Source organism: Mobiluncus mulieris ATCC 35243, assembly GCF_000160615.1.
GTDB classification, from domain to species: domain Bacteria; phylum Actinomycetota; class Actinomycetes; order Actinomycetales; family Actinomycetaceae; genus Mobiluncus; species Mobiluncus mulieris.
Genome location: NZ_GG668518.1, coordinates 575,299 through 587,027 on the forward strand (window position 1 = coordinate 575,299; position 11,729 = coordinate 587,027).

The following is an 11,729-nucleotide window of genomic DNA, read 5'->3' on the forward strand; positions in this document are numbered from 1 at the left end:
TGTCGGTCAGTTATACCGACTTTCGTCGGTATGCCCGCGCCAGGCGACGGGCGCAACCCAGGGGTAGCACCTCATGAACCCGCGCGAATCCCCCCAGCGACCGCAACCCAGGGGTAGCGCCTCATGAACCCGCGCGAATCCCCCCAGCGACCGCAACCCAGGGGTAGCGCCTCATGAACTCGCGCGCAAAAACACCGGGCTGACCGGCGCAAACGACCCGATAACACCCCCGTCTTGGCACTCGACTTGCGAGAGTGCTAACCGGGGTTTAACATATAAAACAGTTGTCGGGTGCGAACCCGGCACGGCTGGAAGAACGCCACCCGCGACGGCGTGCTGACAGAAATTTACTGGAATACGAACCTAGAGAAAGGGGAATCGCAGTGTCGGTTTCCATTAAACCTTTGGAAGATCGGGTTGTCATCAAGCAGATGGAGGCGGAAACAGTGACCGCTTCCGGGCTGGTCATCCCGGATATGGCAAAAGAAAAGCCCCAGGAAGGCACCGTCGTGGCAGTGGGTCCGGGTCGCGTTGACGACAAGGGCGTGCGCGTGCCGATGGATGTCAAAGAGGGTGACAAGGTCATCTACGCCAAGTACGGCGGGACCGAAGTCAAGTACCAGGGCGAGGAATACATTATTCTCTCGGCTCGGGACTTGCTGGCTGTGGTGGAGTAATCTGCGCGCGGTTTATCTCGTGTGGAAGGTCGGGCTTATGCCTGGCCTTCCGTGTTTTTATTCCCTTTGCATGAGGCACCATCCGGTCATCTGTAGCGCCGCGTGGCAGAAATTCAGAAAAAAATGGGGGTGAGGCTCAAATATACAGAGCCTCACCCCCAAATTTTCGTTGATTTCTGCCGCCTCCATCCAAAACCCAGGCTTGGAATCATCGACCCCGACCCTAAACTGGTTTAACAAATGGGGTCGAGACCTCAGTCTCGACCCCATCGTGAAATGCAATCTACTGCGGATTCGCCCCCGCCAAGGCTTAAGCTTCACAAACTAAGGCAAGTTTTTTATGCGGTTTTGGCCTCCTGACTTTTCCAATAGGCGGCGCGTTCCTCTTCAGTCATGCCGCCCCAAATTCCATAAGGTTCATGGGCAGCCAGGGCGTAACTGCGGCATTGCTCCAGAACCGGGCAGTTCGCGCAAATTGCCTTGGCGGCAGCGGCGCGGCGGCGTCTGGTGCCGCCGCGTTCGCCATCAGGATGAAAGAAAGTCGCCGTCCCCATATCCTTACAGGCGGCTTTATCTTGCCACTGCCAAGACTCGAGGGTCGGAGCCGGGAGATATGTTACCTTGCTCATCGGATTCTTCCTTTCCGTCAGTTTGTTTTCTACACTTCCAGATTACGGGACACCCCGAAAAAACCATGTCCTACTACGGGATGATTTGCGTCACGTCACCTGACCGTGAGTATGACCTAAGCCTGCCGTGCCCCCCGCGAAGCCCAAGGTAGGACACAGTTTTCGCTAAGTACCAGGATTTTTGGCTGGTACTTTATGGAGTCGAAACCACGCTACTTAGCACCCCGCGACAAAAACGATAGAATAAGCGTCAAGCAATCAAGCAGGTAGTTACGCGAAAAGCAAGAGGTGTAAGGACAAAATGGCGGATTTCCCGGTTAACCCCCTAACAGCATTAGCACAAGGCAAAGATCCCTACGGCGCACTCGGATTGACCTATGACGATGTGTTGCTTTTGCCCGAAGAAACCGATGTGATACCCGCCGAGGTGGATACCTCTACCCAGTTGACTCGCAATATTACGCTGAAAATTCCGCTGATATCAGCGGCGATGGACACGGTTACTGAATCACGCATGGCTATCGCGATGGCGCGGCAAGGCGGGATTGGGATTGTGCATCGCAACCTGTCGATTCCAGAGCAAGCCTCGCAAGTCCTGCAGGTAAAGCGCAGCGAATCGGGGATGCTGTACGACCCGGTCACGATTTACCCCGATGCTACTATCGAGCAACTCGACCAGCAATGCGGGAAATACCGGGTTTCGGGGCTGCCGGTGGTGGATGACAACCGGAAGTTGGTCGGGATTATCACCAACCGTGACCTGCGATTTATCCCGGCGGCGGAGTGGGGGCGGCTGACGGTGCGCGAATGCATGACCCCGATGCCTCTGATTACCGGGCGCACTGGGATTTCCCGCGAGGAAGCCTTGGAATTGCTGGCAAAGAACCGTATCGAGAAACTGCCGTTGATTGACCCCGACGGCACTTTGACTGGTTTGATTACCGTGAAGGATTTCGTGAAAACCGAACAGTTCCCGAATTCCACCAAGGACGCGCGCGGTCGGCTGATGGTGGGGGCGGCGATTGGCTATTGGGGCGACGCGAGGCAGCGTGCCGAGGCTTTGGCCGAAGCCGGGGTGGACGTGTTAGTGGTTGATACCGCGAATGGCGCGGCGAAACTGGCTTTGGATATGATTCGGCAGTTGAAGTCGGATTCCGGTTTCGCGGGAATCGAGGTTATTGGCGGGAACGTGGCCACCGCCGAGGGAGCCCAGGCTTTGATTGATGCGGGAGCGGATGGGGTGAAAGTTGGGGTTGGTCCGGGCTCGATTTGCACCACCCGTGTCGTGGCTGGGGTTGGGGTGCCCCAGGTCACGGCGGTTACGATGGCGGCGCGGGCTTGCGAGGCTGCCGGGGTACCTTTGATTGCCGACGGCGGTTTACAGTATTCCGGGGACATTGCGAAAGCGCTGGTGGCGGGGGCGAAAACTGTTATGTTGGGTTCGCTGCTGGCCGGGTGTGAGGAATCGCCCGGGGAGTTGGTGTTTATGAACGGCAAACAGTGGAAGCATTATCGGGGGATGGGTTCATTAGGCGCCATGTCTTCGCGTGGGCGTAAGTCTTATTCCAAGGATCGCTATTTCCAGGCGGAGGTATCCTCTGATGATCAAATCGTCCCGGAGGGAATCGAAGGTCAGGTGCCTTATCAGGGGTCATTAGGTTCGGTGATTTATCAGTTGGTGGGTGGCTTGCACCAGTCGATGTTCTATCTGGGGGCGCATAATATCGAGGAGATGCGTCACCGGGGGCGGTTCATTCGCATCACGGCGGCCGGGTTGCGGGAATCCCACCCCCATGATGTCCAGGTCACGGTAGAGGCTCCGAATTATCAGCGGCACTAAATGCCCTGTTCATGAGGTGCTTTTCGGGGTTTTCACGAAGCAAATTTTTCGGATGGAAGCCTGTGCAAGAATAATAGGTATGAGCGAAACAAAGGTGCCCTGGTTCGAGGGCGAGTGGCTGGGATTTGATACGGAAACCACCGGGGTGTGGGTGCGACGTGACCGGATTGCGACCGCGTCGTTGATTCGCCGGGTCGGCGGCGAGGACACGGCTTACAACTGGGTGATAAACCCGGGTGTCCCTATGCCAGTGAAGGCGAGCGAGGTAAACGGCTTGACCGATGAATACCTCGAGAAACACGGTGAGCAACCGGCGGTGGCTTTGGCCGAGATTGCTTCGGAACTGGCGGCGGCCATGAGTTCCGGGGTGCCGGTGGTGGGGTTCAACGTGGCTTTTGACTTCGAGATTCTAGAGGCCGAGTTGGCGCGTTACGAGTTGCCGACCTTGCGGGCGCGTCTGGGGGGTCGAATTGCGCCGGTGATTGACCCGTTGGTTTTAGATCGTACTTTGGATCGCTATCGGCGTGGGAAACGTAAACTGGCTACAGTGTGCGAGGCCTATGGTTTAGATGGGAATCGGGCTTTTCACCAGGCCGATTCTGATGTTACTGCCACCTTGGATTTGTTGGGGGCAATGATAGAGCGTTACGAGTCGCTGCGCGGGATGGAGTTGGACGAGTTACACGATTTCCAGGCGGCCGCTCATCGGACTTGGGCCGAGAACTTCAACGAGTATATGGCTCGTACTCGCCCTGATTACCGCCCCGTGAACTTAGAGTGGTTCTTTGCATGAGTCGCAATGGGGGGAAAGGATTAAAGATGAATTCGAATTCGGTGGTGGAAGAAGCCGTGACCGGGACAATCAATGTTGTGGGTTCGCGGACAGGGTCGCAACCGCAGGTGCGTTTCGTGGCACCCGGAAAGGGAAGGTTCTTTGACCTGTTCTTGGCGCTTTTTGTGGCTTTACTGCTGATGAGCAACATTGCGGCTACAAAGTTGATTGGGCTGGAGCTTCCTGGGGTTCCGGGCGCGGGTGGTTCTTTCTTTTCCTTGGTATTCGACGGGGGAGCGGTGATGTTTCCCTTCACCTATATTCTGGGTGATGTCTTGAGTGAAGTCTATGGTTTTCGCGGGGCGCGCCGCGCGGTTTTGGCGGGTTTCGCGGTGTCAATCCTGGCTTCGATTTTGTTTTATCTGGTGGCGATTGCGCCACCTGGCCCGGGGGATGTGAATCACCAGGCTTTCCAGGCAATTTTCGGTTTTGTACCTCGAGTTGTGGCGGCTTCCCTGGCTGGTTATGTGGTGGGGCAGTTGCTCAACGCCCTGGTTTTAGTGAAGATGAAGGGGCGCACGGGCGAGCGTTTCTTGTGGGGACGCATGATTGCTTCGACCCTGGTGGGCGAGCTGGTTGACACGGTGTTGTTTTGCACGGTGGCTTTCGCCGGGGTGATTTCCGGGGCGGATTTCTGGAATTACGTGGTGACTGGGTATATCTACAAATGTGGGCTGGAAATTGTCATGTCTCCGTTGAGTATCCAGGTGATTCGTCTGGTGAAACACGGTGAGTGTAGCTACTTGCCGGTGTCGGATGCGGTGCCGGTTATGTCCGGTTCCGTTGAGATTTCGGATTCATGAGGGGATAGTCGAAATATGAACGCTAAATTCGAGATTTGCGCTCGCCTGGGTGCTCTGGGGCGGGCTGGGGTAATCCACACGCCGCACGGGGATATCCCCACCCCCGCTTTTGTACCTGTCGGTACAAAAGCGACGGTGAAGGCCCTCGTTCCTGAACAAGTCCGAGACCTCGGTGCCAGCGCGGTTCTAGCCAATGCCTATCACCTGTATCTCCAGCCTGGTCCGGAACTGGTGGATCGGGCGGGGGGACTCGGGGCTTTCATGAATTGGGATGGGCCGACATTCACGGATTCCGGTGGGTTTCAAGTCCTGAGCCTCGGCGCGGGATACAAGAAGGTCTTGTCCCAGGAATTCGCGGGCAAGGTTAAATCTGGGGGAAATCCGGATTCTGGGATGGCACCTCATGAACCCGCAGACCCCGGCAATCGACACGACCGATCCGGCCAGAAACGTAACGAGCTTGAAGAATCCGAGGAAAACGCGCAGCTCGCGGAACCGAACCGGAACAAGGCACATCCCGGCTTGGCGCGGGTGGACGAGGACGGCGTGAATTTTCGCTCGCATTTGGATGGAACTCACCACCGTTTCAGCCCCGAGATTTCCATGCAAATCCAACACCTTCTGGGGGCGGATATTATTTTTGCTTTCGATGAACTCACGTCGCTGTTGCATTCCTATGACTATCAGGTGGAATCCCTGGAACGTACCCGGCGTTGGGCCGAAAGATGCTTACGGGAGCATCGCCGCCTCACCGAGGTACGCGAAGGCAAGCCTTACCAGATGCTGTTCGGGGTGATTCAAGGTGCCCAGTGGGAGGATTTACGCCGCAAAGCCGCGCGTGACCTGGGATTGATGTGTGTCGATGGCCAGGCTTTTGATGGTTTCGGTATTGGGGGCGCTCTGGAGAAAGAGAACTTGGGGCGGATTTGCGCCTGGGTGGCCGAGGAATTGCCTGAAGACCGGCCACGGCACCTCTTGGGGATTTCCGAGCCGGAGGACTTTTTTGCCGGTATCGAAGCCGGAGCGGACACCTTCGACTGTGTGTCGCCATCCAGGGTGGCGCGAAACGGGGCGGCCTACCTGGAGACGGGGCGGACAAATATGTCACGCGCGGCCTTCCGCGAGGATTTCTCTCCAGTGCAACCGGGTTGTGGCTGTTACACGTGCCGCAACTATACCCGTGCGTATATTCATCATTTGTTGAAGGCCAAAGAAATCCTGGCTTCGACCCTGTTGACCATTCATAACGAGTACTACACGGTGCACTTGGTACAAAACATTCGCGCGGCTATTTTGGCTGGCGAGGATGCGTATCGGGAGTTTAAACAGGAAACGCTGGGTAAACTGGGGAGGCTGTAATCATGAACGACGAAGTGGAGATTGGGCGCGGCAAACGTGGCCGGCGGGCATATTCCTTCGATGAAATCGCGGTGGTGCCGTCTAGGCGCACCCGTGACCCCGAGGATGTGTCCCTGTCATGGCAGTTTGACGCGTATTACATGCGGATTCCGGTGATGGGGGCACCCATGGACTCGGTGATGAGCCCGGAAAACGCGATTCGCCTGGGGAAACTGGGGGGAATTGGGGTTTTGGATTTAGAGGGGCTGTGGACGCGGTATTCCGACCCGCTGCCGCTGTACCGGGAACTGGCCGAGCTGGGGCAAGATGCTAATGTGATTGCAAAACTGCAACAAATTTATGCCGAACCGGTCAAACCGGATTTGATGCGGGCGCGGCTGCAGGAAATCAAGGATGCCGGGGTAACGGTGGCCGGGGCGATGAGTCCGGCCGGAACCCAGAAATGGTGGGAGGAAATCGCCGGGGCTCCTTTGGATGTGTATGTGGTGCGCGGATCCACGGTGTCCGCCGATCATGTGTCATCGCAGGTAGAACCCCTTAACTTGAAGCAGTTTATTCACCACCTGGATATTCCGGTGATTGTGGGTGGGGTGGCGACCTATACGGGGGCGCTGCACTTGATGCGTACCGGTGCGGCCGGGGTGCTGGTGGGTTTCGGTGGGGGAGCGGCTTCCACTACTCGGCGTACCATGGGGATTCATGTGCCGATGGCCACGGCGGTGGCGGATGTGGCGGCGGCACGCCGAGATTTCATGGATGAATCCAGCGGGCGTTACGTGCATGTTATCGCAGATGGGGGGATTGGCCTGTCGGGTGACATTGTGAAAGCGATTGCCTGTGGGGCGGACGCGGTGATGCTAGGGACGGCCTTGGCTCGTGCCAGTGAGGCTCCCGGTCAGGGCTGGCATTGGGGCAGCGAGGCGCATCATTCGACGTTGCCGCGCGGATCTCGGGTGCGAATCGGGACAGTAGGTACCTTGGAACAAGTGCTTTTTGGTCCGGCGGATAATTCCGAGGGTACTTTGAACCTGATGGGAGCCTTGCGGCGGACGATGGCGACCACGGGTTACACCGATGTAAAGGAACTGCAGCGGGTGGGGGTTGTTATCGGCTAACAAAATGGTTAATGATAAAGTATTTGCTTAGTTGTCCGGGTTGCGTAAGGATAGCCTGAAGGTGGTGGAGTCGCCGGGAGTTACCTTAAAGGCTTATAGATTTGAGGCGGGTTTAAAAGTGAAACTGAATGTCGGAAAGCTCCGGGGCGAGGCCGGGCGTGCAGGATGGCTGGCCGTGGCTTGTTTCTGGGTAACCACCCTGGCGATGGCTGCGGTGTTTGTGGCCGGCGGGAAGATTCTCGACGGCTACGGGGCAGTGTTGGGGGATTTGTTCCAGGTCGATTCCGTTTCTAATGCCGCCGAGAGTGCCTGCGACCATGCTGGTTTGGGTGGCGCGGGTGGCGCGGGCGATGCGGTTGGTAACGTTGGTGGCGGCTTCATGAGTCGCTTGCCAGATGCCAGCCTGTGGTGGTGGATAGTGGCCGGTGTGGGAATCTTGATTGTGTTCGCGGGAAAATTCGCCGAGATCCACCTTGAAGCCACCGCTCAAATCAAGGGCGAAAACCAGTGGCGTAATCGCGTGGTGTCAAAAACTTTCGATTGTGGCCCGGCTCGGATTAAACGCGAGCAACTGGGCAGTATGGTTTCTTTGGCCACCGAATCCGCCGAGCGGATGACCCTCTATACCCATTCTTTCCAGCCCCAGGTTAAGGGGTCGTTTTCCGCGCCAATAATCCTAATCTTGGCGATGGGAATTTTTGTCCATCCCCTGCTGGCGGGCCTGGTTTTAGCCTGTCTGCCATTGATTCCCCTGGGGATAGTTGGTTTCGTGCGGTTCTTTCGCAAGGTTTCCTCCGGCTCTAGCCGGGCGCGGTCGAGTCTTGCGGCTGCGTATCTGGATGCCTTGGGGGGGTTAACCACCTTGCAACTGTTGGGTGCTGGACCTCGCGTGGCGGATACCTTGGAAGCCGTGGGTGAGCAAAACCGCCAAGCCACTATGCGCTTATTGCGTTCCAACCAGCTGGTGATTTTGGTGCTGGATGCCGTGTTTTCCTTGTTTACGGTGACGGTGACCGCCGCGCTCTTGGTACATTTCGCGTGGCGGGGTGATATTACTCCTGGTCAAGCCCTGACAGGGCTGGGTTTGGCCTTGCTTTTGTTGGAACCCATCGACCACTTCGGGGCGTTTTTCTATATCGCGATGGCGGGACGGGGAGCGCAACGCCGGATTCGCGCCTTTCTGGCGGGAGGGAACCCTGAACCCGGTGGAGCTCCGGCATCGACTTTGGGGACAGAGGCTCGGGGCGTGGGAACGCCGGCGGAACCCGGGGTGGTGGAACTGTCGCAAGTGGGATTTGGGTATGGGGGTAAACCCGTATTCTCGGATTTAAACTTGCGGATTTATTCGGGTGAGCGCGTGGCGATAGTCGGGGCTTCCGGCCAGGGTAAAACCACCTTGTTGAACCTGATGAAGGGCTTTTTGCGCCCTCAATCTGGGCGGATACTCGTGAATGGGCAAGCTGCGGATTTGACCACGCAGTCCGCTTTGGTCAGCCAAAACACCTGGTTGTTTACCGGCACAGTTCGGGAAAACCTGGTGGCGGTGGCACCCGGGGAACCCCCCAGCGAGGACGAACTGTGGGATGCCCTCGAAAAAGCGCATATCAATCAAGAAATCCGCGAGATGCCCTTGGGGCTAGATACGCCACTGGGTGAAAACGGGACGGGATTGTCTTCGGGACAAAAACAGCGTTTGAGTCTCGCGCGTGCCTTGATTTCGGGTCGGAAAATCCTGCTGTTAGATGAAGTCACCTCGCAGGTAGACCTGGAATCCGAGCGGGAAATCCTCGCGGCTTTGCGCGGACTGGGACGGGAATACACCTTGATTATGGTCACGCACCGTTCCCGGGTGACAGAACTGGCGCAAAGAGTGCTGCACGTCGCGGCGGGGGAGGTCACGGAATAATGACGGAAGCTGCGCACAATTCGACAAACGGGGTGAAATCTGGACTGGCACCTCATGAAACCGACGGGACGAACGGAGCCACCGCCCCAAACGGAGGCAACCCCACCACCGTCCCGGAAACACCTTCGGCCTGGACGCTGAGCAAGTGGATGCTGCAATCGACCCGCGAGGTTCTGCCGCCGCTACTGGGATCGGCGGTGGCGCGAATCTGCGACCAATTCGCGGGTATTTCGCTGTTTATGGTGCCGATAGTGCTGATAGCCAATGCTTTTAGCCATACACGTAATGGTTGCGTCTTGGGGACGGGGCACACCGTGGGACTGTTGGTCTCGGTGATGGTGGTGATTGCGCTGGTCAAAGGCTTGGCGCGCTACCTGGAGCATTTCTTGGGGCATTTGGTGGCGTTTCGCGCCCTGGAAATCCTGCGTGGCCAGGCATTTCGTGCGATTTACCCCCAGGCTCCAGCGCTGGAATTTCGCACGCACAGCGGGGATATGCTGGCGCGACTGACCAAGGACATTGACCGTATCGAGGTGTTCTTTGCCCATACTTTCGCCCCGGCAGTGTCTTCGATTGTGGTGCCGGTGACCGTGGCTGCCGTGAGTTTCACGTTGGTGCCGTGGCCGCTGGCCGTGGCAGTGACGCTGGTGTTGGCTGTGGGTTTGGCGATTCCCTGGGTGGGAATCCGAGCCGGTCACCGGGCGGCTTTAGCGAAGCTGGCGGTGCGCGGCGAGGTGTCCACGCATGTCACAGATTCCCTGGGTGGCCTGGCAGAAGTGGTTGGTTACGGCTTGGAACAGCCCCGATTGCGCGGCATGGCGCGGGTGGAAGCGCGGTTACTTGACCGAGACGCTAAAAATGTGCGGATTCGGGCTTTCCGCGAGGCGTTCCTGTTGGCGTGGCGAATGGTGACGCTGGTGGTGTTGCTGACGGTGGGGGGCTGGCTGTTTATGGATGGCCAGGTCAGTCTCGCGGCATGGCTGGCGGTGGTTTTCGCGACCTTGCGTTCTTGGGAAGTCTTGCAGGGGGTAGTGGATTTCGGGGCGGATTTGAATGTGTCTTTTGCGGCTGCCGCCCGGGTGTGGAAACTGTCGCACGAAGGACTGGAACTGGCTAGTGGGGAGGCTCCGGTTCCGGCGGGGGCACTGGGACTGGAGTACCGTGACGTTAGTTTTTCTTATGGTGATAGGTTGACGCTGGGTGGCGCGGCTTCATTAGATGCCAGCCGCAATTCTGGGAAAAATGCGGAATCTGGGCTGGCACCTCATGAAACGGAAACGTCTGAAACTGTCCGCGAACGCATCCCCGCCGGGGTTCGGGGAGTCAACTTCGAGGTCAAGCCGGGTTCCTGGACGGCTGTGGTGGGGGCGACGGGGTCGGGGAAATCCACCCTGGCGCGTCTGGCGCTGCGGTTCTTTGATCCCCAGGCGGGTGCGGTGCGCCTGGCGGGCGGTGACCTGCGGGAATATCGCTTGGAGGAGGTGCGTCGCGCGGTGTCTCTGGTCAGCGTGGATACGAAGTTGTTCGATATGACGGTGGGGCAAAACCTGCGACTGGCGGCACCGGATGCCAGCGACGGTGACTTGTGGGAGGCTTTGCGCCTGGCGGCGATTGACCAGGAAATCCGCGAGATGGGCGGCTTGGAACGCCGGGTTGGCGGGCGTGGGGATGCCTTGAGTGGCGGGCAGCGTCAGCGTTTGTCCTTGGCGCAGGCGCTGTTGCGGGGTTCGCGGGTTTTGATTTTGGATGAATACACGGCGCATTTGAACCCGGAGTTGTCCGCGCGGATTGCCGAGAATCTGCGGGCTTTGCCCGAGCATCCCACGATTCTGGAGATTACTCACAGTCTGGATCGGATTGATGCCGCCGACTGGGTGGCGGTGCTTGACCTGGGTCGCATCGTGGAGCAGGGCAAGCCGGAGGATTTGCTGTCTTGCGAGAACTCCGCTTTGCGGCATTTGCGGGGGGTAAATGCCTAGATTGGTAAAAAACGCTGGGAATGCCGCGAAACACCTCATAAAGAGGCAAAAATAAACAATCCTAGATACGGGGTATAGGGGGGTTTATTTTTAAAAAACCAAAAATTAGACCCCTTCTTTCTCTGTTGAAGCCTTGACCACCAGGGGTAATATCAATGCTGCTTTGAGGGAAAAATCTCTGCACAGGGATGTGCTTGGAAACAACCGGGTTTGAAGAAATACCGAAAACTCCCCTCAAATCCTCAAGAATCAACTATTGGAAGGAATAATTATGACTGATTTTCATGGTCGTCATTTTTTGAAAGAACTAGACTTCACTCCAGCGGAGTGGCTGGAACTGTTGGAGTTATCCGCAGAACTGAAAGCCGCTAAGAAGGAACGGCGTGAAGTCAAACATCTGGAGGACAAGAATATTGCCCTTATTTTCGAAAAGACCTCCACGCGGACGCGCTGTTCTTTCGAAGTAGCGGCTTATGACCAGGGCGCACATGTCACCTATCTGGATCCCAGCGGCTCACAGATGGGTCACAAGGAATCCATTGAGGACACCGCGCGGGTTTTGGGTCGTTTCTATGATGGTATCGAATTG

General features: G+C 57.3%; 9 protein-coding genes and 1 pseudogene. 9 read left to right on the forward strand and 1 reads right to left on the reverse strand.

Annotated features, from left to right (window positions below; all coding sequences use genetic code 11):
- Positions 1–383: 383 nt before the first annotated feature.
- Positions 384–677: a co-chaperone GroES gene (gene groES / locus HMPREF0577_RS02455; protein WP_004012065.1), complete on the forward strand. Its 294-nt coding sequence runs from the start codon at positions 384–386 to the stop codon at positions 675–677.
- 338 nt (positions 678–1,015) lie between these two features.
- Here groES and HMPREF0577_RS02465 read toward each other — a convergent pair whose 3' ends face one another.
- A complete protein-coding gene (locus tag HMPREF0577_RS02465; protein ID WP_004012067.1) occupies positions 1,016–1,306 on the reverse strand; it encodes a WhiB family transcriptional regulator in 291 nt (96 codons plus the stop codon).
- 301 nt (positions 1,307–1,607) lie between these two features.
- Here HMPREF0577_RS02465 and guaB point away from each other — a divergent pair, with 301 nt between their 5' ends.
- The 8 genes and pseudogenes from guaB to HMPREF0577_RS02505 form a co-directional block, all read left to right on the forward strand.
- Positions 1,608–3,146 carry an IMP dehydrogenase gene (guaB, locus tag HMPREF0577_RS02470; protein ID WP_004012068.1) on the forward strand — a complete coding sequence of 513 codons (1,539 nt, stop codon included), beginning with the start codon at positions 1,608–1,610 and terminating at the stop codon, positions 3,144–3,146.
- 79 nt (positions 3,147–3,225) lie between these two features.
- Positions 3,226–3,939, forward strand: coding sequence for an exonuclease domain-containing protein (locus tag HMPREF0577_RS02475; protein WP_248613639.1), 714 nt, complete (start codon positions 3,226–3,228; stop codon positions 3,937–3,939).
- Positions 3,940–3,965: 26 nt separating this feature from the next.
- The gene (locus tag HMPREF0577_RS02480) at positions 3,966–4,781 is read left to right on the forward strand and encodes a queuosine precursor transporter (protein ID WP_146742427.1); all 816 of its coding nucleotides are present in this window, start codon (positions 3,966–3,968) and stop codon (positions 4,779–4,781) included.
- A 15-nt stretch (positions 4,782–4,796) separates the two neighbouring features.
- Positions 4,797–6,140 carry a tRNA guanosine(34) transglycosylase Tgt gene (gene tgt, locus HMPREF0577_RS02485; protein ID WP_004012071.1) on the forward strand — a complete coding sequence of 448 codons (1,344 nt, stop codon included), beginning with the start codon at positions 4,797–4,799 and terminating at the stop codon, positions 6,138–6,140.
- 2 nt (positions 6,141–6,142) lie between these two features.
- Positions 6,143–7,255, forward strand: coding sequence for a GuaB3 family IMP dehydrogenase-related protein (locus HMPREF0577_RS02490; protein ID WP_004012072.1), 1,113 nt, complete (start codon positions 6,143–6,145; stop codon positions 7,253–7,255).
- A 118-nt stretch (positions 7,256–7,373) separates the two neighbouring features.
- A complete protein-coding gene (locus HMPREF0577_RS02495) occupies positions 7,374–9,161 on the forward strand; it encodes an ABC transporter ATP-binding protein/permease (RefSeq protein WP_248613640.1) in 1,788 nt (595 codons plus the stop codon).
- On the forward strand, positions 9,161–11,140 hold the full coding sequence (locus HMPREF0577_RS02500; protein WP_004012074.1) for an ABC transporter ATP-binding protein: 1,980 nt from the start codon (positions 9,161–9,163) through the stop codon (positions 11,138–11,140). Before HMPREF0577_RS02495 ends, HMPREF0577_RS02500 begins: the two co-directional genes overlap by 1 nt.
- A 271-nt stretch (positions 11,141–11,411) precedes the next feature.
- A pseudogene (locus tag HMPREF0577_RS02505) lies at positions 11,412–11,729 on the forward strand (ornithine carbamoyltransferase); the annotation flags it as partial.

Coding starts and splice junctions, on each gene's coding strand:
- HMPREF0577_RS02480 (WP_146742427.1), top strand. CDS start 3,966: ATGAATTCGAATTCGGTGGTGGAAGAAGCCGTGACCGGGACAATCAAT.
- guaB (WP_004012068.1), top strand. CDS start 1,608: ATGGCGGATTTCCCGGTTAACCCCCTAACAGCATTAGCACAAGGCAAA.
- HMPREF0577_RS02465 (WP_004012067.1), bottom strand. CDS start 1,306: ATGAGCAAGGTAACATATCTCCCGGCTCCGACCCTCGAGTCTTGGCAG.
- HMPREF0577_RS02500 (WP_004012074.1), top strand. CDS start 9,161: ATGACGGAAGCTGCGCACAATTCGACAAACGGGGTGAAATCTGGACTG.
- tgt (WP_004012071.1), top strand. CDS start 4,797: ATGAACGCTAAATTCGAGATTTGCGCTCGCCTGGGTGCTCTGGGGCGG.
- HMPREF0577_RS02475 (WP_248613639.1), top strand. CDS start 3,226: ATGAGCGAAACAAAGGTGCCCTGGTTCGAGGGCGAGTGGCTGGGATTT.
- HMPREF0577_RS02490 (WP_004012072.1), top strand. CDS start 6,143: ATGAACGACGAAGTGGAGATTGGGCGCGGCAAACGTGGCCGGCGGGCA.